Here is a 22,899-nt window from a genome sequence, read left to right as displayed (position 1 = left end):
CCTCTATTTAAAATCTGAAGGTAGTTGGTAATTAAAATGTTCATAAGCACGTTTTGTAACCTGACGACCTCTTGGTGTCCTAATTATAAAACCTTGCTGAATTAAAAACGGCTCTATGACGTCTTCAATAGTATCTTTGTCTTCACCTAAGGCGGCAGAAACGCTATCTAGACCAACTGGTCTTCCGTCAAACTTTTCTATCATAGTCAATAACATACGTCTATCTAAATGGTCAAAGCCTTGACTATCTACACTTAACATATCCAATGCCCTTTGAGCAACCTTTTGCCCCACAAGCACCTCTCCGCTCACTTGTGCAACATCTCTAACTCGACGCAGTAAGCGATTTGCAATCCGCGGAGTCCCTCTTGACCTTCTCGCCACTTCAAAGCAACCCGAGTGATCTAGTTCCATTCCCATTTTTCCAGCCGAACGAGCGACAATGGTTGTCAATGATTCAACATCATAAAACTCTAAGCGCTGAACAATACCAAAACGGTCCCGCAGTGGTGACGTCAGCAGGCCCGCTCGCGTAGTTGCTCCGACAAGTGTAAACGGTGGGAGTTCAATTTTAATTGATCTTGCTGCAGGGCCTTCACCAATCATTATGTCCAACTGGTAATCTTCCATTGCTGGATAGAGCACTTCTTCTATCGCAGGGCTTAATCTATGTATTTCATCAATAAATAGAATGTCACCTTCATTCAAATTTGTCAGCAGTGCCGCTAAATCTCCAGCTCTTTCCAAAACGGGTCCTGATGTCGTTCTTACTTCAGCCCCCATTTCATTACCAATAATGTGAGCTAGCGTTGTTTTACCCAAGCCTGGAGGGCCGAATATTAGCGTATGATCAAGAGGCTCCGAGCGCTGCCTAGCAGCTTCAATAAAAATCTCCATCTGCTCTCGGACAACAGGCTGACCAATATATTCAGCAAGCGCTTGCGGACGTATCGCTCGATCTACCTGTCTATCGTTTCCTTTAAGTTCTGCTGAAATAATACGATCTTGCTCAATCATGTTTTATTTCCTTAGCATCCCTTTCAAAGCAGCCTTGATGACATCTTCACTATTAGCAGCGTCCATTGGAACACCAGCAATTGCTTTCGCGGCTTCCTGTGGTTTGTAGCCAAGAGAAATAAGTGCCGCTTCGGCTTCTTGCCTTGGGTCTGCTTGAACCTGACGTAATACAGCAGGTGCAGAAAACAAGTCAGTTTTCGCAGCCTGGCCAAGTTTATCCCTTAATTCAATAATAAGTCGTTCAGCTGTTTTCTTACCAACACCGGGAATGCGAGTAAGCGCTGTAACATCCGACTCTTGAACATTGGCAATCAGTTCTTCTGATGACATGCTGGATAAAATTGCCAACGCCATTTTTGGACCAATACCATTTACTTTTATAAGAACTCGAAATAAAGCACGTTCGTTTTTATCAATAAAGCCATAAAGCGTATGTGAATCTTCTTTGACCAACAGGTGAGTAAATAATGTCACCTGCCCTCCGACTTGAGGCAAATCGTAAATAGTCGTCATGGAAGCGCTAACTTCGTATCCGACGCCATTAACATCTACCATTAGTTCTGGCGGTGTTTTTTCTATCAAAGTGCCGACGATTCGTCCGATCACAACGTTTTCCTTACATCTTGTTCAGTCCAACGCTTAGATGTGCGCCCTGCTCGCTTCCCGACGCCATATTCCAAGCCTCCAGAAGTTCTCGTATTAGCATGACACAAAGCAATGGCTAAAGCATCAGCCGCATCAGCTTGAGGTTTGGTAGTTAGATTTAATAAAAGCTGAACCATCATTTGAACTTGAGCTTTATCCGCATTCCCGTTGCCGACAACAGATTGCTTAACTCGGCGAGCAGCATATTCGTGCACTTCTAATTCTTGAAGAGATGCAGCTACAATTGCTGCACCTCTTGCTTGACCAAGTTTTAACGCCGAATTCGCATTCTTAGCCAGAAAAACTTCTTCTATAGCAAATTCGTTCGGCCTGTATTCTTCCAAGAGAGCGGAAACATTTTGAAAAATATATTTAAGCCTAACTGATAACGCCTCATCCGGTAATCGAATGCAACCACTGTTAACATATACAGATTTACCGTTTATCACATCAACAATACCAAAGCCCGTTATTCGTGAGCCTGGGTCAATGGCTAAAATTCTGGTCGTGGGCATAATTTTTTTGTGCCTTATATAATTACTGTATATTTCAACAGCCCTTTACAAAGTATGCAATGCCAAAACACAAAAAAGGCCACTACTAATAAGTGGCCTTTTACGTTTTTCTTTCAATCTCTTAACATAACTTACTGTTTTAGAATAAGTTTAAGAGTTATTTCTATGATTCAACGACCGGTTTTCTGACGCGAATATTCAATTCTTTTAGTTGCTTCTCGCTTACTTCACCTGGCGCCTGAGTCAATAGACACGTTGCGCTTTGCGTTTTAGGGAAGGCAATAACATCACGAATAGAGCTTGAACCCGTCATTAGCATCACTAGTCGATCTAAACCAAAGGCCAAACCGCCGTGTGGTGGCGCACCAAATTTCAGCGCATCTAACAAGAAACCAAATTTTTCTTCTTGCTCTTCTTTGCTGATATTCAGCAATTCAAACACTGTTTCCTGCATAGAAGATTGGTGAATACGGATAGAACCACCACCAAGCTCAGTACCATTCAACACCATGTCATAAGCCTGAGAAAGTGCCGTCAATGGACTGGCTTTTAGATCTTCAGGTGAACATGAAGGCGCAGTGAATGGGTGGTGAATAGCCGTAATACCGCCATCACTTGTTTCTTCAAACATTGGGAAATCTACAACCCACAATGGCGCCCATTTGCAAGTATAAAGATTCAAATCTTCACCCAGCTTACAGCGTAACGCACCAAGCGCTTCATTAACTACTTTGGCAGAATCGGCACCAAAGAATATCAAATCACCATTTTCTGCTTCGAGACGTTCAAGCAAAGTAGCACGTACTTCAACAGGTAAGAACTTAACAATTGGAGATTGCAGGCCTTCTTCAAGGTTGGACTTATCGTTTACCTTGATGTAAGCCAAGCCTTTCGCGCCATAGATAGAAACAAATTTAGTGTAGTCATCAATTTGCTTACGAGTTAACGCATTACCGCCTGGCACTTTAAGCGCTGCAACACGACCTTTCGGGTCAGTAGCTGGACCAGAGAACACTTTAAAGTCTACATTGGCCATCAAGTCAGATACTGACACTATGGTCAATGGAATACGAAGATCTGGCTTATCGCTACCGTATGTTTCCATTGCTTCAGAGTAAGGCATGCGTGGGAAAGCACCCAAATCAACATTCATTAGTTCTTTAAACAAGCTAACAATCATATCCTCTGTCATCGCCATGATATCTTGTTCGCTCATAAACGATGTTTCGATGTCCACTTGAGTGAATTCTGGCTGACGATCAGCGCGCAAATCTTCATCACGGAAACATTTAGCGATTTGGTAATAACGATCAAAACCAGACACCATAAGCAATTGCTTGAAAAGCTGCGGAGACTGAGGCAATGCAAAAAAACTGCCTTGCTGTGTTCGGCTAGGAACCAAATAGTCACGCGCGCCTTCAGGTGTTGCACGAGTCAAAATAGGCGTTTCGATATCTAGGAAGCCATTACTGTCTAGGTAGCGACGCAATACAGACGTCACTTTTGAACGAAAACGCATTTTTTGCTGAATTTCAGGGCGGCGCAAATCGATGAAACGATTTTTCAAACGAACGTCTTCGCCTACTGATTGGTGCTCATCTAGCTGAAATGGCGGTGTTTTTGCAGCATTAAGGATTTCTAGCTCTGTCCCCAACACTTCGATTTCACCAGTATTCATATTTGGGTTAACTGTGCCTTCAGGACGAGCACGAACTAAACCTTTAAGCTTTACAACAAATTCATTGCGAACACTGTCTGCAAGGGCAAAACTTTCGGCACGATCTGGATCGAAAACTACTTGAGTAATCCCTTCGCGATCACGAACGTCTAAGAAAATAACACCACCGTGGTCACGACGACGATGAACCCAACCGCATAGGGTAATTTCTTGTGAAATGTTAGAAGCATTTAACTCGCCGCAATAATGGCTGCGCATAATTTCTTTCCTATTACTTTCTCAGTAAGAGAGTGATTTTTTCTTAGAACGTTTTCTATCCGATCAGTAATGTGAACTGGATTTTATACATCGAATAGAAGAACAGAATATTTTAAGGCAAAGCATTATATGCGAACAGAGACTGACTCTCTAGAGCTTGAGCCAAATTTGTCCTCTACAACGCTCGCTTTATTCAATAGTGGTTATTTCATAAGCCGTTTGCTTGCCATTCTGAAGCAATTCAAGCTCATCACCAACGTATTTACCAAGCAACGCCTTTCCAACTGGACTAGATGACGTTACAAGATATAGCGCCTTCTCACTTATTTCGACAGTAAGTCCACCTGCACAAGGAGAAATGAAAAAATACTTATTAGCAGCAGAGGAAGCTTGAAGCTCCGTCAATGTAACCAGACACCACAAATCGATAACATCCTCGTCATCAAATAAAACAGGCTGTTGCTTATCAAACACTAGCCAGTCTTTTTCACACTCCAACACTCGCTGTGATTGCCCATGAGCTAAATAGGATGCCTCAAGACCAAAAGTATCGTACTTATTTTCTGCCACACTTTCTTCGTTTGTCGCTGCCTCATGCGCCTGTTTGGCTGCCCATTTAGCCGTTTCGTAACGACTTAGCAAAGCATTGGCAATGGCTTTTTGTACATCGTATTTATCCATTACTTCTCAATCTATTTGTTTCTAATCCTCGCATTGTAATGATTCGCCTCAATAAGAAAAACCATTTACATGCCTTCGACCCACCCTTCTTTAAAATGACAAGGATTGAGATTTTTGCAATTCACTTAACACCTAAGTTGACATTATCAACTCATAATATTAGATTGATAACCGTTCTCATATGAAAGTTAACATCAGGAAGGTTAAATGAAAGACAGTATTGGCGAATCACTTCATCAGCTAATGCACCACTATCGTCATCAATTACGCGAAGCGGCTGTAATGTCAGGCATTTCCATTCCTGTTAGCCATATTCGCTCTCTTAAATGCATTAATAACATTGAAAACTGCAACGCAAAAGATATTGCAGATAAACTTTCGCTCGATAAATCCCAAATTACTCGAGTGTTAAAGGAGTTGGTTAGCTCAGGCTACGTTGAAAAAGTTCGTAGCCCAAATAACCACCGAAGCCAACTATTAAGCCTTACTAACAGTGGCTCAAAATTACTGGCCAAAATTACCATGTTAGATAAAGCGGCTGCCGAGAGCATGACGCAAAACCTAACAGATCAACAAATAGAGGATTTCATACGTATTTCGGAAATAATGGTAAGCAACCTTGACCAATCTCCATCATACAATTTACAAGATTAAGGAGCCTGTAATGAGCAGATCACAACCGCGAGAATTAACGGTTATTAGAAAATCGCATATAACGACAAATATGCTAAGAGTGACACTAGGCGGCGAGAATATAAAAACCATCCCAAAAGACCAAGAAAGCGGCTATGTAAAGCTTATTTTTCCAAGAGGTGATCAGAAACCCTTAGTAAGAACTTATACCGTTCGAAACCAACGTACCGATGAAATAGACATTGATTTCGTACTTCATGAGGATGGTGGCCCAGCATCAACATGGGCAAAACAAACCCAACCCAACGACATTATTTTGGTTGGTGGACCCGGTCCCAAAAAACTTATTGAAGAGTCTACTGATTGGCAATTATTCGTGGGAGACATGACGGCACTGCCTGCTATCAGTGTCAATCTTGAAAAACTACCTATGAACGCAAGAGGCTATGCAATACTTGAAGTGATTTCTGAAGAAGACATTCAGCCCTTAAAGCACCCTGCTGGCATTGAGCTAAAATGGGTTGTAACCCCTCATCCAGGTGAAAATACCAACCTACTGTTGGATCAAATCCAGTCAATGAATTGGCTTGAGGGCAGCGTTTCAGTTTGGGTAGCTTGTGAATTTAGCAGTATGTAAACATTGCGTTCCTTTTTCAAAAAGGACGTAAAGATTGAAAAAGAGAATTTCTATATTTCTAGCTACTGGAAATTAGGCAGCAATGAAGATCAACACAAAGAAGTTAAGCGAATAGATACAGAAACCATGGCGTAAAAAAATACTTTATAGAAGAACAAAAAAGCCAGCTCACTGAGCTGGCTTTTTAATATCTAAACACGTTATAACTGAACACTTTCTACAATCAAGTCGACCACTTCATCTAGCGATGACTCTATAATTTGAGAATCCGCTATCGCAGCATCAGCCACTAAGAAAGCCACACCAGTTTGACGAATCAATGCCGCTTCTTGTGCGGTCGCATCAGCCTTCACTAATGCAACAACACCTTGGCGCAATAATAAACGCTCAAGCGCGTCGCTTTGTGCCAATACGTTATTAGCTAATGCAATAACCGCAGGCTTTTGGCCAAGCCGTGCCGCACGATCTTCTGCGCTAACCACTGTATCTTGATCAAGCTCAGCAACCGCTTCTTCAACCATTCCCGCACCAACGGTTACGTTAGTTAAGCGGTCAATAATAATCAAAGCGCCAGTAAAACGACTGTCCGTATATTCATCAAATGCAACCGGTGCATCGAATTGAATAACCGCATCACCGATACCGTTTAACTCCAATGCCTCTATCTTACTGACCTCAAACGTATTGACGTCAACACGATGATTGAAGTGATGAACTTTACCAGGAACCGTTTGTGTTCCTAGTTTAAAGTCATACAACTTACCAGGAACCAATGGATGATCAGCCATCCATACAATAGAAGATCGTAGTGTTGTCGCAATCAGAGGCTCTTGACCGATATGTGAAAGCATATCGCCGCGACTGATATCAATCTCGTCTTCAAGTGTAATAGTGACAGCTTGCCCTGCTTTCGCTGTGTCTAAATCACCATCAAATGTCACAATCCGTTCAACGGTAGACGTTTTACCTGAAGGTAAAGCTACAACTTTATCGCCCGGTTTTACAGCGCCGGCGGCGATGGTTCCTGAGAAACCGCGGAAGTCTAAGTTAGGACGGTTAACATACTGCACCGGGAAGCGGAAAGAATCGCGTTTCACATCACGGTTAATTTGTACGGTTTCCAAAATCGACATCAATGGTCCACCTTGATACCAAGGTGTACTTTCAGAAGCATTGACGACGTTATCACCACGTAGTGCTGACATTGGTACAAAATGAATATCTTCGGGCTTGCGATCGCCAAGTTGATCGACAAATTTAAGATAATCATTTTTTATCTGATTAAACTTATCTTCAGAGAACTCAACCAAATCCATTTTATTAATCGCGACAACTACGTGTTTAATGCCCAATAATGAAGCAATGTAGCTATGTCGACGGGTTTGCGTTTGCACCCCGTATCGAGCATCAATCAAAATAATAGCAAGGTCGCATGTGGATGCCCCAGTTGCCATATTACGAGTGTACTGTTCATGGCCAGGTGTGTCAGCAATGATAAACTTACGTTTTTCAGTAGAAAAATAGCGATAAGCCACATCAATAGTGATGCCCTGCTCTCGTTCTGCTTGTAGACCATCAACCAACAAGGCTAGGTCTACTTCTTCACCTTGCGTGCCAGACTTCTTACTGTCGCGCTTAACGGCGTCTAGGTGATCTTCATAAATTAATTTTGAATCATGAAGTAAACGACCAATTAATGTGCTTTTTCCGTCGTCGACGTTGCCACAAGTAAGAAGGCGCAATAAGTCTTTTTCTTCATGTTGTTTCAAATAACCAAGTATGTCTTGGCTGATCAATTCTGACTGGTGAGACATTCTTTCTTTACTCCAAACTTAGAAATAGCCTTGTTTCTTCTTCTCTTCCATTGACCCAGATGAATCATGGTCAATCATTCGCCCTTGGCGCTCTGAACTTTTTGTCAGCAACATTTCCTGAATAATTTCAGGTAAGGATGCTGCTTCAGATTCAACTGCTCCCGTTAGTGGATAACAGCCAAGCGTACGAAAACGAACAGACTTCATCTCAGGCACTTCACCATTTAATGGCATACGCTCATCATCAACCATGATCAAAGTACCATCACGTTCAACCACTGGGCGTTTAGCAGAAAAATAAAGAGGCACAATTGGAATGCTTTCCAAATAAATGTATTGCCAAATATCCAGTTCAGTCCAGTTAGACAATGGGAAAACACGGATGCTCTCGCCTTTGTTTACTTTGCCATTGTAGATGTTCCACAACTCTGGGCGCTGATTTTTTGGATCCCAGCGATGCTGTTTATCACGGAAAGAATAAACTCGCTCTTTCGCTCGAGATTTCTCTTCATCACGACGCGCACCACCAAAAGCTGCATCAAAGCCATATTTATCTAGAGCTTGCTTAAGACCTTGAGTTTTCATCACATCAGTATGTTTTGAACTACCATGAGTAAAAGGCCCAATACCTTGATCAATGCCTTCTTGGTTTTGATGAACAATAAGCTCCAAGCCAAGTTTGGCAACCAACTCATCACGGAAGGTGATCATTTCTTTAAATTTCCAACCGGTATCCACGTGCATTAGTGGAAACGGTGGCTTGCCAGGATAGAACGCTTTCATGGCAAGATGCAGCATTACAGCTGAGTCTTTACCAATCGAATAAAGCATTACTGGGTTATCAAATTCAGCTGCTACCTCACGTATAATATGAATACTTTCGGCTTCTAGCTGTTTTAAGTGAGTAAGTCTTGCCTCTGTCATAATTTCCCATCTCTGTTGTCAGGCTTCAGCATTTTTTGAACTATAACATGCCTTTAGGTTATAAAAACAACCCCATTTAGACTTTAGTAGAATATGCATATTAAAAAAGCCTTATAAGTAAAACCTTTATAATAATCATGCAGGGGAAATTCTAAAAATATCGAGTAGAGTGAGACGTTGCTTGAACACGACAGATGCTTTTGAGATCAATTACCTGACACTAGTCTTTATATCAGACTACAAATACGGCGCTATATTTTGCATAGCACGACTCACGTAGTCTTCATTTTCGCCAACAGGGGCAACATAGTCGATAGCGTTTTTTGCCTCTTCAATGCTATCTAACCGAGCAATAACCCACGCTGCAAGATAATGTGAAGCCAAGCAGCCACCAGCCGTAGCCACATTTCCCTTTGCAAAAAAAGCTTGGTTAAGAACTTGCACTCCTGCGTCTTTTACCTATGGCAGTGTTGTTAAATCGGTACAAGCTGGCACGCCATTTAATGATCCCAGCTTGGCTAAAACTAAAGCACCAGAACATTGAGCGCCAATAATTTGACGACTTGGGTCAAGTTGTAATTGACCCATAATAAATGCATCAGCTACCACTTCTCTTGTTTTTATCCCACTTCCTATGATGACAGCATCAGCAGAAGATAAGCTTTCAAGTGAAGCCTGCCTTTCAATTACAACACCATTCATCGACTTAACCTGTTTCGTTGGACTGGCAATAGATACCTTCCAGCCTTTATTTTTTCACTCTGTTCAAAATACCAAGCGCTATAAATGAGTCCAGCTCATTAAAGCCATCGAAAGTTAAAATGGATATATTCATGATTTAATTTACTCCCACGTTTGATCATGAACATATCCTATTCCATCAATTCATGACAATTGAATTCATGAAATGCATAAAACCAATGCCATTGCTACGAATGACAAACAGCAAGAAAGCTCGATTTAAAAGCCAAACTGAGAATTTACTCTGAGCTTAACTCATTGAAATGAAAAGCATTCTCATTAATAAGCTTTATTTTCGAATACAAGAATAAAAACATCAATCTGTCACACAAGCTTCATGAAACGCTGATTTAATCATTTTCAAGAGCCACATTTCAGTGGTTCTCTCGCTTTCTTTTTACACACGTAGTTCAGGTTGCGACCTGTAGGAATCAAGGAAAAAATCATGACTAATTCTGTCGACTCAAATCGCCGTCGAATGCTCGGCTTTATGGCTGGTGCACCATTATTACCACTTGCAGGTGGTGTATTTAGCTCTACTGCTTTTGCAGGAATGACGGATGCCCCTCTTTCTTCTATTAGCTTTGTTCCTATGGCCGCACCATCACTAAGCAATCCTGCAGCCATGTCAACCAATCTTATTAACTCAGCGATGCAGTTGAAGTTCGAAGATGGCACAAGCCGCATGGTAAAACTTGACTACCAACCATTCTTCATGACTGGTGACAAAGTGGCTGACGGTAATGGCAACACAGTAATTGCTGGTGGTTATTTCGATATCAACAACAAGCCAATTCTTGATCCTAGTGCTGGCAATCGTCAGTTTTTCTCAGACTGTCCAGATGGCTCTAGCTTATTAACGGTTAAAGACGCGAAAGTTGCTGGTGTTTACGGCAATCATGTATTTGCAGTCGTTCAATTTGAATATGCAACTCGCGATGGTGCTGGCGAAAACATGTACGGCAAACTGCCTTCTCCTATTGCTATTTTGACGCTAGACCAAAACCCTGAAACTGGTGAATTGAAACTGGTTAAATATCACAACGTTGATACTTCAAACGTTGGTGGTTTATGGATCACTTGTGGTGCCAGCCTATCTCCTTGGGGAACTCATCTTTCTAGTGAAGAATATGAGCCAGACGCTTCTAAAGCAGATGACAAACAATTCAAAGCCTATTCTAAAAACCTATTTGGTGATGAAAACAAAGGCAAACCATACAATTATGGTCACCTGCCTGAAGTAACAGTTAACAAAGACGGAACGGGTTCTATCAAGAAACATTACTGCATGGGTCGTATTTCTCACGAACTTGTACAGGTTATGCCTGATGAGCGCACCGTTATCATGGGTGACGATGCGACAAACAGCGGTTTGTTCATGTTCATTGCTGATAAAGCTCGCGACCTTTCTTCTGGTAAGCTTTACGTGGCTAAATGGACTCAAACTTCTAGTAAAGGCCCAGGTGCAGGCGACATCTCTTGGATCAAATTAGGCGAAGCCAATAGTGATGAAATTCAACGTTTGGTAGATGCTGGCATTAAATCGACAGACATCATGGAAGTTCATACTAAAGACCCTAAAGATTCTAGCTTCACTAAAATTGGCTATGGCGGTAAATCTAACTGGGTAAAACTAAAACCAGGTATGGAGAAAGAAGCCGCTTTCCTAGAAACTCATCGTTATGCAGCACTCGTTGGCGGATCGTTGGGCTTCACAAAAATGGAAGGCACTACTGTCAACATTAAAGACAAAAAAGCCTATTCTGCAATGTCTTACATCTACAAAACTATGACAGACGGCAGCAACGACATTCATGTTGAAGGCCCTAAAGCGGGTGCGGTTTATGAGCATAAATTAACAGGTGGTCAAAAAGACCATAATGGGCAAGCAATTGACAGTGAGTGGGTATCTATTCATATGCATGCGCCTGCTAACTTAATTGGCGAAGACCTAGCAACACCTGATGCACTTGGTAACACGGCTCACGCGGATCGCATTGCGAACCCAGATAACATCAAGTTCTCTGAAAAACTTCGTACTTTGTTTATCGGTGAAGACAGTGGTAACCACGTAAACAACTTCCTTTGGGCTTATAACGTAGACAGCGGCGAGTTATCACGCATCATGTCTTGTCCTGCTGGCGCAGAATCAACCGGCTTACATGCAGTAGATGAAATCAACGGCTGGACTTACATCATGAGTAACATCCAACACGCTGGCGATTGGGATGACAAACTACACGCGAAAGTAAAAGATACATTAGATCCATACATCCGCGCTAACTACAAAGACCGTTACGGTGCTGCTGTTGGTTACATCACAGGCATCCCTAAGGTTTAAGAGTTCAAAATTTAAGAGTGAGGCGTCAAGAACAGATATTTTGAAGCTAAAACCTTAAATCTGTAAAAACGAAAAGGACCCTGTAACAGATTCTGTGTAACTACCATTTAGTTAAGGTGCTTTTCGAGTCGCTCCTCGAACTCAATAATAAATCGACTCATCGCTTGGCGCCAGTTTTGAATGGGCATTGTCCATTTTTTACTGGCCTCTCTAATGGCAAGATAAACCATTTTCCTCGCAGAATCGTCGCTTGGGAAGACTTTACGTTTTTTAATGGCTCTACGGATGACACTGTTCAGTGATTCAATAGCGTTCGTTGTGTAGATCGCTTTGCGGATATCGTCAGGGTAACTAAACAGTGTATTAAGATTATGCCAGTGATTGCGCCACGATTTGGTGGTTTGCGGGTATTGATCGTCCCAGACGCCTGCGAAACGATCTAACTCCAACAAGGCTTCTTCTTCCGTTGCAGAGCGGTAAACTTGCTTTAAGTCCGCCGTCACCGCTTTGTAGTCTTTCCATGATACATACTTCAATGAGTTGCGTACCATATGCACGATACACAGTTGAATGCTGGTTTGTGGGAAAACGGCATTGATGGCTTCTGGGAAGCCTTTTAGACCATCAACACAAGCGATGAGAATATCTTCTACACCACGCTGCTGAAGCTCAGTGAGGACGTTTAGCCAGAACTTAGCCCCTTCGTTCTCAGCAATCCACATGCCCATGAGTTCTTTATGACCGTCGGTGTTGATACCGAGTGCCAAGAAAATCGATTTATTGATAACACGCTTATCTTGGCGGATTTTCAACACAATACAATCAAGATACACAATGGGATAGATGGCATCCAAGGGGCGTGCTTGCCATTCAGTTACTTGCTCGATCACCGCGTTGGTAACACGTGATACCAGTGTCGGAGATATCTCAGCACCGTACCATTCATCGAAGGCATTGACGATGTCTCGGGTGCTCATACCTTGCGCGTAGAGCCATAGGATTTTATCGTCCATGGAAGTAAAGCGGGATTGGTGCTTTTTGACCAGCTTTGGTTCAAAAGAACCTTCGCGGTCACGAGGCGTATCCAGTTCAAACTCACCATCTTCCGTCTTAATACGCTTACTGTTCTTACCATTACGACTGTTGGTTGACGAGGATTTTTGATGTCTCTCGTAACCCAGATGCTCATCCATCTCTGCATTCAAGGCCGCCTCAACGGTAATCTTCTTCAGCATTTGGCTAAATTCGTTAAGATCCTCAGGCGTTTTAATGCCTTTGGCGGCTTCTTTTGCGAAGGCTTCCAGTTCTTTTTGGTTCATTTGCATCTACCTATCCTTAATTCTCTATAGAATATGTTGTGATAGGTAGTTACACAAAATTAGTTACAGTCTCCAGTAAATGGAAGCATCGATAGTACACTCCTTCTTTTTAATATTTGCAGGAGCTGCCGTCGTTGCTTCCATCGCCTTATACACTAGGCAGCCTATGATTATCGCCTACATTGCCCTTGGCGTATTATTTGGCCCCTCCGCATTATCTCTTATTAATGAGCCCAAACTAATGGATGAGATGAGCCATATTGGCATCATCTTCTTGCTCTTCTTACTTGGCCTAGACATGCAGCCAAGTCATTTAATAAACATGCTCAAAAAAGCCTCATGGATTGCCCTACTCAGTTCTGCCGTTTTTGCAGCCCTGGGATATGCTGTAGCCATACTTTGTGGCTACAGCAGTGTTGAAAGCTTAATCATCGGCATCGCCATGATGTTTTCCAGTACAATTGTTTGTATAAAGCTACTTCCGACCACTGTGTTACACCATAAACACACAGGCGAACTTGTAGTTGGCTTATTACTACTACAAGATATGATCGCAATAGCAGTACTACTTGTTCTTTACAGTATTTCTGGCACCGAAGACAATGGCGTAATGCAATACCTAAAACCGCTGATAGGTTTGCCACTGTTGGTGGCTGGCGCCTTTATTTTCGTAAAATACATCCTGCTAAAACTAATCACTCGATTTGACCGTTTTCATGAATATATATTCCTAGTGTCTATTGGCTGGTGTTTATCTATGGCTGTTCTTGCCGAGACCGCAGGACTTTCCGCTGAAATGGGTGCTTTTATCGCAGGCGTCGCTCTTGCAACTAGCCCAATTTTACAATACATAGCCACTCACCTCAAACCATTGCGAGACTTTTTCTTAATTCTGTTTTTCTTTTCTATTGGCGCAAGCTTTAATCTCGATCTACTTGGCATCGTGATTATACCCGCTTTACTTCTGGCCATCAGCTCAATGCTTATCAAACCTGTAGTTTTCCGCTATTTACTGAAAGGGATAAAAGAAGATGCAAGTACATCTTGGGAGGTTGGCTTTCGCCTAGGACAAGTAAGTGAGTTTTCGTTATTAATTGCCTATCTCGCCGCCAATATAGGTCTAATAGGCACAGAAGCCTCTCATGTCATACAAGCCACTGCCATTCTTAGCTTTGCTCTATCCACTTACATTGTCATTTTAAACTTCCCAAACCCCATTGCCATTTCGGATAAATTGCGACGAGACTAGAGCAATTCGGCTGTTTTTTATCTCCAATAAAACAACTTCTGCCACATTTATAAAATGCTTTTATCTTGCCTCTTTCTTTAAGTGCATAAAATATAATAGAATAGCGCGAAATACCTGACTACAAATACAAAAAGTCTTGTATACTAACGCGCAAATTTCGTCCTCACTTATTTAGAGTAATGTAATGGCTGACTTATCAAAATACAGAAACATCGGTATTTTTGCTCACGTTGACGCGGGCAAAACTACGACTACAGAACGTATTCTTAAACTTACCGGTATGATCCACAAAATCGGTGAAGTACATGAGGGTGAATCTACTACTGACTTCATGGAACAAGAAGCTGAACGCGGTATTACCATTCAGTCTGCGGCTGTTAGTTGTTTCTGGAAAGATCACCGCTTTAACGTTATCGACACACCTGGACACGTTGACTTCACAGTAGAAGTATACCGTTCTTTGAAAGTTCTTGATGGTGGTATCGGTGTATTCTGTGGTTCTGGCGGTGTAGAACCACAATCAGAAACGAACTGGCGCTATGCCAACGAATCTGAAGTTGCACGTTTGATCTTCGTAAACAAGCTAGACCGTCTAGGTGCGAGCTTTTATCGTGTAACAGAGCAAGTACAAAAAGTGCTAGGTGCTGTCCCACTAATCATGGTTCTACCAATCGGAACTGAAGATGAGTTCTCTGGTGTTGTAGATCTTCTTACTCGTAAAGCTTACGTATGGGATGACACTGGCCTGCCTGAAAACTACAGCATCGAAGACGTTCCTGCTGACATGGTTGATCAAGTTGAAGAATACCGTGAAAAGCTTCTAGAAACTGCTGTTGAGCAAGACGATGACGTTATGATGGCTTACATGGACGGCGAAGAGCCTTCTATGGAAGATCTAAAACGTTGTATCCGTAAAGGTACTCGTGATCTTGCGTTCTTCCCTACTTACTGTGGTTCTGCCTTCAAAAACAAAGGCATGCAACTTCTTCTTGACGCTGTTGTTGATTACCTACCAAGCCCAACTGAAGTAGATCCTCAAGATCTTACTGATGAAGAAGGTAATCCAAATGGCGAAAAAGCAATTGTTGATGCTAGCGAACCTCTTAAAGCTCTTGCATTCAAAATCATGGACGACCGTTTCGGCGCCCTTACTTTCGTACGTATCTATTCAGGCGTACTAAACAAAGGCGACACTATCCTTAACAGCTTCACAGGTAAAACTGAACGTGTAGGCCGCATGGTAGAAATGCAAGCTGATGACCGTAAAGAAATCAGCACAGCACAAGCTGGTGACATCATCGCTATCGTTGGCATGAAAAACGTACAAACTGGTCACACTCTATGTGATCCTAAGCACCCTTGTACTCTTGAAGCAATGGTTTTCCCTGAGCCAGTTATCTCTATCTCTGTTACACCTAAAGATAAAGGTGGTAACGAGAAAATGGGTATCGCTATCGGTAAAATGGTTGCAGAAGACCCAACATTCCGCGTTGAAACTGACATCGATTCTGGTGAAACCATCCTTAAAGGCATGGGCGAACTTCACCTAGATATCAAAGTAGATATCTTGAAACGTACTTACGGCGTTGATCTAATTGTTGGTCAGCCACAAGTAGCTTACCGTGAAACTATCACGAAAGGCGTTGAAGATACTTACACGCACAAGAAACAATCTGGTGGTTCTGGTCAGTTCGGTAAAATCGACTACCGCATCAAACCAGGTGAAGTGGGTTCTGGCTTCAAATTCTCTTCTTCAGTTGTTGGCGGTAACGTACCAAAAGAGTTCTTCCCAGCTGTAGAAAAAGGCTTCAAGTCTATGATGGACCAAGGTGTTCTAGCAGGCTTCCCTGTACTAGACATTGAAGTTGAATTGTTCGACGGTGGATTCCATGCAGTTGACTCATCTGCAATTGCCTTCGAAATCGCTGCTAAAGGCGCTTTCCGTCAGTCAATTCCAAAAGCTGGTCCACAATTGATCGAGCCAATCATGAAAGTTGACGTGTTCACTCCAGATGACCACGTTGGTGATGTTATCGGTGACTTGAACCGTCGTCGCGGCATGATCAAAGACCAAGAGAAAGGTTTGACTGGTGTTCGCATCAAAGCAGACGTTCCTCTATCTGAAATGTTTGGTTACATCAGTACTCTACGTACAATGACTTCTGGTCGTGGTCAGTTCTCTATGGAGTTCTCTCACTACCTACCATGTCCTTCTAACGTAGCTGAAACTGTTATCGCTGCTGTTAAAGACAAAAAAGAAAGAGAAAAGAACTAATTACTAGTTTTTTCTAATCTCTAAAAAAACCCGATACACAATGTGTATCGGGTTTTTTATTGGCCAAGGCAAAGCAAACTAAACAGTCGACCCTGAAAAACTCTCAACCTATTGAATCTAATGTATTTTTATAAGATAGTTAATACCTAAATCTTATGATAAATACGCTTTTAGACCTAAAAAGTTGCAGAATGGGTGAGTTTTATGAAACCTCGTCAGACAAAGACCATACCGCAAAAGGATTTATTCCAACCTCAGCTCGTTGACATCATTAACCCCAATCATCCTTTAGTACGACTGGCTAAGATCATTGATTGGAAGCAATTGGACTCAACGCTTAGTACCCATTTTTCAAGCGTTGGTGCGGCCGCGTTGCCAACGCGTCTTATGGCGGGATTGCTGTATTTGCAGCACTTGCATAATTTGTCTGATGAGATGGTGTTAGAGCAATGGCTTGAATCGCCTTATTACCAATACTTTTGCGGCGAAACCTTTTTCCAGCACGACTTCCCGTGCCATCCAACCAGTCTTGTTAAATGGCGAAAACGGTTAGGAGAAGAAGGTTGTGAATGGCTGCTTACCCAGACGATACAGGCAGGACTAAAGCTAAAAGTCATCAAACCAGCGAGCCTAAAACGAGTCGTGATAGACACCACGGTACAAGAAAAAAACATCACCTTCCCAACCGATGCCAAGCTCTACAACAAGGCTCGACAGCAGCTGACTCAGGTCGCCAAAGAACAAAACATCACGTTAAGACAAACCTACGACAAAGCCTGTCATGAGCTAATGCCAAAAATTGGACGCTATGGTCACGCCAAACAATACAAACGAATGAGAAAAGCGATTAAGCAAGTGAAAGGCTTTTTAGGGCGAGTCATGCGAGATATTGATCGGCAAGTAAAACAACAAGGGTTAACGCTCACCCAAAAACAGGAAGACACACTTAACCAAGCCTATCGATTACTAAAACAAACTCGCCAGAGCAAAAACAAACTGTATAGCTTGCATGAACCTAATGTGGACTGCATATCCAAAGGCAAAGCGCATAAACGCTATGAGTTTGGCGTAAAAGCGAGCATAGCCGTAACAGCAAAAGAGTCCTTCATTGTGGGAGCCAGAAGCTATCCTGGTAATCCGTATGATGGACATACGTTGAAAGATCAACTTCAGCAAGTTGAAACCCTGACAGGAAAAAAACCGGAAACCTGTTTTGTTGACCGAGGATATAAAGGGTCGGGCGTGGAAGATATTAAAGTCTTGGTTGCAGGTCAAAAACGAGGTGTACCCAAGAAAGAGAAGCCATGGATGGGAAGAAGAAATAGCGTAGAGCCCATCATAGGGCATCTCAAATCGGATGGAAAACTCAGACGATGCTTCTTAAAAGGTGTACTAGGCGATGCGATCAACGTGATTTTAAGTGCCTGTGGCCAGAACTTACGTAAGCTACTGAAGTGGCTTTATTGCGCCCCATATTTTGGGCCATTTTTAAGACGATTATGGTTGAAAATAATTTTTCAACAGGAAGGATCTAAAAATAGCATGGCGCTTCTAGCCTGAAACGCCATTATTCAGGGACGACTAAACACCCACCTTCCCTAACTCTAATTTTACAGACATAAAAAAAGCGCCGAAGCGCTTTTTAAATTCAGTTCATATCAGAGCTAATGAGCTGCCCATTAAAACGGTACTGGATACTCCTTGAAGACCGCCATAACATCTTTCAATGCCTCTTCAGACAGTGTCATATCAAATGCAGCCATATCTTCTTTTAGCTGTTCAAGAGACGTTGCACCAATGATAGTTGAACTAACACCGTCCACTTGATCACACCACGCTAACGCAAGCTGAGCCGGTGTAAAGCCATACTTCTTGGCAACTTCCATATAAGCAGCAACAGCTTTTTCAACCAAAGGCGTATCACGGAAAATGCCATTACGCTGAGAGTAAGTCCAGCGACTTCCTTCAGGACGAGCACCTCCAAGGTATTTCCCTGTTAAAGCCCCCGCCGCCAAAGGCGACCAAGGCAAGTACGCCACATCCTCATGCACGCAATTCTCAACCAAATAAGGCCAATCTTTTGTATGCAAAAGGTTAAATTCATTTTGAATAGAAGCAACACGCGGTAAACCATGCTTATCACTAAGACGAATGAACTCGTTAATTCCCCAAGTCGTATCATCAGACAAACCAAAGTGACGAATTTTACCTGCTTTAATACAAGCATCTAATCCTTGAAGGATATCTAAAATTTGAGCTGACTGCTCATCGCGGTCAACATCGGTAAAACTAATCACACCAGGGAAATGCTTTGCGAAATGCGGTGTAGAACGATTTGGCCAATGAAGCTGATAAAGATCAATATAATCTGTCTGTAAGCGCTTTAGAGAAGCATCCACCGCTTCAATAACGGTTTTTCCAGAAATGTTACTGCCGTCACGAACGTATTTCATTCCAGGGCCAGCAATCTTAGTAGCAAGGATAAACTCTTTACGACGAGACGGGTTGCGAGAAAGCCAATCACCAATAATGGTCTCTGTTTTACCGTAAGACTCAGCATTTGGCGGAATAGAATACATTTCAGCGGTATCAATGAAATTCACACCATTTGCTAAAGCATATTCAATTTGAACATCAGCATCTGCTTGATTATTTTGAGTCCCCCAAGTCATGGTACCCAAACATACGCGAGAAACTTCTAAGCCAGTTCGGCCAAGTGGAACATATTTCATTATATTTACCCTTTAAATTCAAGCGACACATACAAGATGCGAAATAAAATAACCAAAGGGTCAATGTAATAAATTTTTTACCTACTAGCCAGTTTTATCAATGAAAACAATAAGGAGATAACTTAAGTTCCTAAAGAAAATACGGGGACAAAATAGCTCTATTTATCAAGCAATGACTCATACCGTTGGTCCGTTAATGTCTTCAAAAAAGCAACAATGGCGTCCACCCTTTGATCAGGCAAAGCGGGGGCTTTTTGCAAGTTCATCAAGTCGATATTTTCTGCCACTTCTGGCGCTTCCCAAGGCTTGCCCGTTTCAGGATTTAAAATGCGCCTTGGATTATTGTATTTGTCGTAGAAAAGCACCACAGTTCGAAGATCTTTAAAAACACCGTTATGCATATAAGGCCCTGTTACAGCGACATTGCGCAAAGAAGGCACTTTAAATTTACCCGATTGTTTAGGGTCATCTATGGACGGATTATCTAATAACCCAAGGTCTTTTTTATTGCCATTATGAGCCATTAAATCAGGGTTTGCCGGCACACCAATATTACGATATTCGTAATTACTAAAGGTTTCCTGAGAATTAAGCGGTGAGGCATTCAGCTGATGGCAAGCATTACAGTTAGTAAATTGCTGAGAGAAAAACAACGTTTTACCAAGCTCCTCTTGAGGGGTCAGCTTTATCTCGCCACGCAAAGCTCGATCATATCTAGAGTCAAATGGCATGAACATAGCTGTTTTTTCGAACGTTGCAATGGAATCGGTAATCGCGGCATATCCCTTAGTCGGATCATTTAAAACACCTTGTCCATAAATTGAATTAAACAAAGTCTCATAACGCGCATTTTCTCTAACTCGACTAACAACAGCGGCGCCGTCCGGTAACGCCATTTCCAAAGGATTCAAGAATGGTCCTTCTGCCTGCTGCGCCAAGCCCGAAGCACGACCATCTAAAAACTGACCACCACGATACTCACCATTAGACATGCGGTGAAAAGCTGGAGCAAAGGCCGCATAGCTGGCCGTGGGCGTATTGCGCCCGCCCATTGATAATCTGTCACTCCCCAATGAAACCGCACCAGATAACGCATCCTGCCTTTTATCTACAAATCCATTTGCAATGTCGTGGCATGTTCCACAAGACTGATTTCGCTCTTTCGATAAATTGGTATCGAAAAATAACTGCGCACCCAGCATTGCTTTTGGGTCTGTCATGGCAATAGGAAGCTCAGGAGATAAGTTTGTAGGCTTGGCTTGCGAAGCAACTTGCTTCGGCTCACTGCAAGCAGAAACGAGCAAAGAGATAACAATTACACCAAAAGATAGACGCAACATGCAATTTTACCTTAACGTTTAAAGAGAATGTTTGTGATAATACCTATTTAAAATCAAACAACACAATGATAATCACTTTCAATAAATTGAAAACATAAAAAAACGCCAAACAAGATCTAAATCAATCATCTTGTTTGGCGTTTTTTTATTTCTGCGTGTGACGCTAGATAAAAATCTAGTTCTGCTCTGGTAAAGTTACATTCAACTCCAACACAGAGCAATCATCAGTATTATCAAGCTGAATCTGCACATCTTCACTACCGATGTTTACATATTTACGAATCACATCAATAATTTCTTGCTGCATCTGTGGCAGATAATCTGGCTGATGACGTTTACTACGCTCATGAGCAACAATTATCTGCAAGCGATCCTTAGCAACAGAAGCTGAGCTAGGTGCGCTTTTGCTTTTAAAATAGTCAAAAATTCCCACTCTAACCCCCTAACAAACGTTTAATGAAACCTTTTTTCTGGACTTCCAAGAAACGCAAAGGACGCTCCTCACCCATTAAACGGTCAACAGCATCCATATAGGCAAGACCAGCTTCTGATTCCGTATCCAAAATAACGGGCGTACCTTGGTTCGAAGCCTTCAATACCGCTTCAGATTCAGGAATCACACCAAGCAATGGAATCGCTAAAATATCCTCAACATCAGAAACACTTAACATCTCACCCAACGCAACACGTCCAGGATGATAACGAGTTAAAAGAAGGTGCTCTTCTATTGGCTCTTTACCCTCTTCCGCTCGTTTAGACTTACTTTGCAAAATACCCAGAATACGATCCGAGTCACGTACAGATGACACTTCTGGGTTCGTTACAACAATGGCTGCATCGGCGAAATACAGCGCCATCTGAGCGCCTTTTTCGATACCAGCAGGCGAATCACAAATAATGTATTCAAACTCTTTAGCAAGCTCCTCAAGAACCCACTGAACACCCTCTATAGTCAAAGCGTCTTTGTCACGTGTCTGAGACGCCGGCAAAATAAACAACTCTTTCGTGCGCTTATCTTTGATCAACGCCTGAGACAAAGTCGCCTCTTTATTAATAACGTTTACAAAGTCGTAAACCACGCGACGCTCACAACCCATAATCAAGTCTAGATTACGTAAGCCTACATCGAAATCGATAATGACCGTTTTATGACCTTTTAACGCAATACCAGTCCCAATAGCAGCACTGGATGTTGTCTTTCCGACACCACCCTTGCCTGAGGTGACTACTATAATTTTTGCCAATGCTATATCCCCCGATAACCTCAAACGAGTTTATCTAAACAGTAAAATGAATAATGAACCTTAAAGCGGTACGATTTCTAAGCTATCGTCAACTAATAACACTTGAGCGCTGTCTTTCCAAACGATATTTTGCAGCGCATCACTCAACATAAAATTACCAGCAATAGAAACCAATTCAGCCTCCATGCTTTTACAAAAAATTCGCGCATCCACATCGCCTTTTACACCGGCCAATGCACGGCCACGCAAAGCCCCGTAAACATGGATATTTCCATCTGCAAGCACTTCAGCACCAGCACTCACCTGATTAAGAATAATCAAATCGCCTTCAGCATATACTTGCTGACCAGACCGAATTGGCTTTGTGATCACCTTAGTTGCTTGAGGCACTAAGCGCTCTTCAACCACGGTCTTGACCACCACATCTGGACTAGTCTCTTCCTTAACAGCAGGAGATATATTGATTGGTCTTGCTTTACTAGCGGGTAACAGAGGAATAGTTACCGACGCCTTCCAAACAGGCAATGCATCCGGGTCACAACGCCAGCCAATGACACCAAGACCAAGCGCACTGACTGATTGAATCAGCTCTTCAAATTCCTCTAATCTAATACCACGTTTCATTTTCGAAATATCAATGATGATCGGCGCTTGATTAAAAAAATGCGGAACCTGATCAATCTTCTCTTTTAAATGAAACACAATGTCATCTAATGAAAAGGTTTGAATTTCTAATAAAACCGTCGTAACGACACTTCCTTTAAGTCGGAAGCCTGAGTCTGTCATGCAAACTGTCCTTTTTTAATAACTTAAATGGCTCTAAATACTAAAAGCCGCACTGAACTTTCATCATCAG

General features: G+C 42.3%; 21 protein-coding genes. 6 read left to right on the top strand and 15 right to left on the bottom strand.

From position 1 onward, the window contains the following. Positions 1–3 precede the first annotated feature (3 nt). The 5 genes from ruvB to ACO05V_RS12815 all read right to left on the bottom strand — a co-directional run bounded on the left by ruvB (position 4) and on the right by ACO05V_RS12815 (position 4,794). Positions 4–1,017: a Holliday junction branch migration DNA helicase RuvB gene (gene ruvB, locus ACO05V_RS12835; RefSeq protein WP_421851930.1), complete on the bottom strand. Its 1,014-nt coding sequence runs from the start codon at positions 1,015–1,017 to the stop codon at positions 4–6. 3 nt (positions 1,018–1,020) lie between these two features. Then, positions 1,021–1,623 carry a Holliday junction branch migration protein RuvA gene (gene ruvA / locus ACO05V_RS12830; protein ID WP_421851927.1) on the bottom strand — a complete coding sequence of 201 codons (603 nt, stop codon included), beginning with the start codon at positions 1,621–1,623 and terminating at the stop codon, positions 1,021–1,023. Continuing rightward, positions 1,620–2,177, bottom strand: a complete 558-nt coding sequence (gene ruvC / locus ACO05V_RS12825; protein WP_421851924.1) for a crossover junction endodeoxyribonuclease RuvC — start codon at positions 2,175–2,177, stop codon at positions 1,620–1,622. Before ruvC ends, ruvA begins: the two co-directional genes overlap by 4 nt. A 163-nt stretch (positions 2,178–2,340) precedes the next feature. Continuing rightward, positions 2,341–4,113 (bottom strand): aspartate--tRNA ligase, encoded by a 1,773-nt coding sequence (gene aspS / locus ACO05V_RS12820; protein ID WP_421851921.1) that lies wholly within the window; start codon positions 4,111–4,113, stop codon positions 2,341–2,343. Between the two features lie 189 nt (positions 4,114–4,302). Next, positions 4,303–4,794 carry a GreA/GreB family elongation factor gene (locus ACO05V_RS12815; protein WP_421851918.1) on the bottom strand — a complete coding sequence of 164 codons (492 nt, stop codon included), beginning with the start codon at positions 4,792–4,794 and terminating at the stop codon, positions 4,303–4,305. 207 nt (positions 4,795–5,001) lie between these two features. Here ACO05V_RS12815 and ACO05V_RS12810 point away from each other — a divergent pair, with 207 nt between their 5' ends. Together ACO05V_RS12810 and ACO05V_RS12805 are read left to right on the top strand one after the other, a co-directional pair. Next, complete coding sequence (locus ACO05V_RS12810) at positions 5,002–5,448, top strand: MarR family winged helix-turn-helix transcriptional regulator (protein ID WP_421851915.1); 447 nt, start codon at positions 5,002–5,004, stop codon at positions 5,446–5,448. 10 nt (positions 5,449–5,458) lie between these two features. Then, on the top strand, positions 5,459–6,064 hold the full coding sequence (locus ACO05V_RS12805) for a siderophore-interacting protein (protein ID WP_421851912.1): 606 nt from the start codon (positions 5,459–5,461) through the stop codon (positions 6,062–6,064). A gap of 200 nt (positions 6,065–6,264) precedes the next feature. Here the strand turns inward: ACO05V_RS12805 and cysN are convergent, their stop codons facing one another. From cysN to ACO05V_RS12785, 4 genes are all read right to left on the bottom strand, one after another. Next, positions 6,265–7,878, bottom strand: coding sequence for a sulfate adenylyltransferase subunit CysN (gene cysN, locus ACO05V_RS12800; RefSeq protein ID WP_421851909.1), 1,614 nt, complete (start codon positions 7,876–7,878; stop codon positions 6,265–6,267). 18 nt (positions 7,879–7,896) lie between these two features. Next, on the bottom strand, positions 7,897–8,802 hold the full coding sequence (gene cysD, locus ACO05V_RS12795; RefSeq protein ID WP_421851906.1) for a sulfate adenylyltransferase subunit CysD: 906 nt from the start codon (positions 8,800–8,802) through the stop codon (positions 7,897–7,899). A 237-nt stretch (positions 8,803–9,039) separates the two neighbouring features. Further along, on the bottom strand, positions 9,040–9,246 hold the full coding sequence (locus tag ACO05V_RS12790; protein WP_421851903.1) for a hypothetical protein: 207 nt from the start codon (positions 9,244–9,246) through the stop codon (positions 9,040–9,042). Between the two features lie 15 nt (positions 9,247–9,261). After that, entirely contained in the window at positions 9,262–9,504 is a 243-nt protein-coding gene (locus tag ACO05V_RS12785) for a hypothetical protein (protein ID WP_421851900.1), read from the bottom strand. Positions 9,505–9,988: 484 nt separating this feature from the next. Between ACO05V_RS12785 and ACO05V_RS12780 the strand changes: the two genes are divergently transcribed. Continuing rightward, positions 9,989–11,884 (top strand): PhoX family protein, encoded by a 1,896-nt coding sequence (locus ACO05V_RS12780; protein WP_421851898.1) that lies wholly within the window; start codon positions 9,989–9,991, stop codon positions 11,882–11,884. Between the two features lie 107 nt (positions 11,885–11,991). Here the strand turns inward: ACO05V_RS12780 and ACO05V_RS12775 are convergent, their stop codons facing one another. Further along, positions 11,992–13,203 (bottom strand): IS256 family transposase, encoded by a 1,212-nt coding sequence (locus ACO05V_RS12775; protein ID WP_421856966.1) that lies wholly within the window; start codon positions 13,201–13,203, stop codon positions 11,992–11,994. A 79-nt stretch (positions 13,204–13,282) separates the two neighbouring features. On the opposite strand from ACO05V_RS12775, the gene ACO05V_RS12770 reads away from it, so the two are divergent. The 3 genes from ACO05V_RS12770 (at position 13,283) to ACO05V_RS12760 (ending at position 18,287) form a co-directional block, all read left to right on the top strand. Continuing rightward, the gene (locus tag ACO05V_RS12770) at positions 13,283–14,452 is read left to right on the top strand and encodes a cation:proton antiporter (RefSeq protein ID WP_421851895.1); all 1,170 of its coding nucleotides are present in this window, start codon (positions 13,283–13,285) and stop codon (positions 14,450–14,452) included. 184 nt (positions 14,453–14,636) lie between these two features. After that, positions 14,637–16,727 (top strand): elongation factor G, encoded by a 2,091-nt coding sequence (gene fusA, locus ACO05V_RS12765; RefSeq protein WP_421851892.1) that lies wholly within the window; start codon positions 14,637–14,639, stop codon positions 16,725–16,727. A gap of 204 nt (positions 16,728–16,931) precedes the next feature. Next, positions 16,932–18,287: an IS5 family transposase gene (locus tag ACO05V_RS12760; RefSeq protein WP_421851889.1), complete on the top strand. Its 1,356-nt coding sequence runs from the start codon at positions 16,932–16,934 to the stop codon at positions 18,285–18,287. A gap of 119 nt (positions 18,288–18,406) precedes the next feature. Here ACO05V_RS12760 and ACO05V_RS12755 read toward each other — a convergent pair whose 3' ends face one another. From ACO05V_RS12755 to minC, 5 genes are all read right to left on the bottom strand, one after another. After that, positions 18,407–19,459, bottom strand: a complete 1,053-nt coding sequence (locus ACO05V_RS12755; protein WP_421851886.1) for an aldo/keto reductase — start codon at positions 19,457–19,459, stop codon at positions 18,407–18,409. Positions 19,460–19,617: 158 nt separating this feature from the next. Further along, positions 19,618–20,799 carry a cytochrome-c peroxidase gene (locus tag ACO05V_RS12750; RefSeq protein ID WP_421851883.1) on the bottom strand — a complete coding sequence of 394 codons (1,182 nt, stop codon included), beginning with the start codon at positions 20,797–20,799 and terminating at the stop codon, positions 19,618–19,620. A 175-nt stretch (positions 20,800–20,974) separates the two neighbouring features. After that, positions 20,975–21,232 (bottom strand): cell division topological specificity factor MinE, encoded by a 258-nt coding sequence (gene minE, locus ACO05V_RS12745; RefSeq protein WP_110572897.1) that lies wholly within the window; start codon positions 21,230–21,232, stop codon positions 20,975–20,977. A 1-nt stretch (position 21,233) separates the two neighbouring features. Further along, the gene (gene minD / locus ACO05V_RS12740; RefSeq protein WP_421851880.1) at positions 21,234–22,043 is read right to left on the bottom strand and encodes a septum site-determining protein MinD; all 810 of its coding nucleotides are present in this window, start codon (positions 22,041–22,043) and stop codon (positions 21,234–21,236) included. A 60-nt stretch (positions 22,044–22,103) separates the two neighbouring features. Continuing rightward, positions 22,104–22,829, bottom strand: coding sequence for a septum site-determining protein MinC (gene minC / locus ACO05V_RS12735; RefSeq protein WP_421851877.1), 726 nt, complete (start codon positions 22,827–22,829; stop codon positions 22,104–22,106). Positions 22,830–22,899 lie beyond the last annotated feature (70 nt).

Source organism: Marinomonas sp. (assembly GCF_965225885.1).
Taxonomy (GTDB): domain Bacteria; phylum Pseudomonadota; class Gammaproteobacteria; order Pseudomonadales; family Marinomonadaceae; genus Marinomonas.
This window is presented reverse-complemented; position numbering and strand designations above follow the sequence as displayed.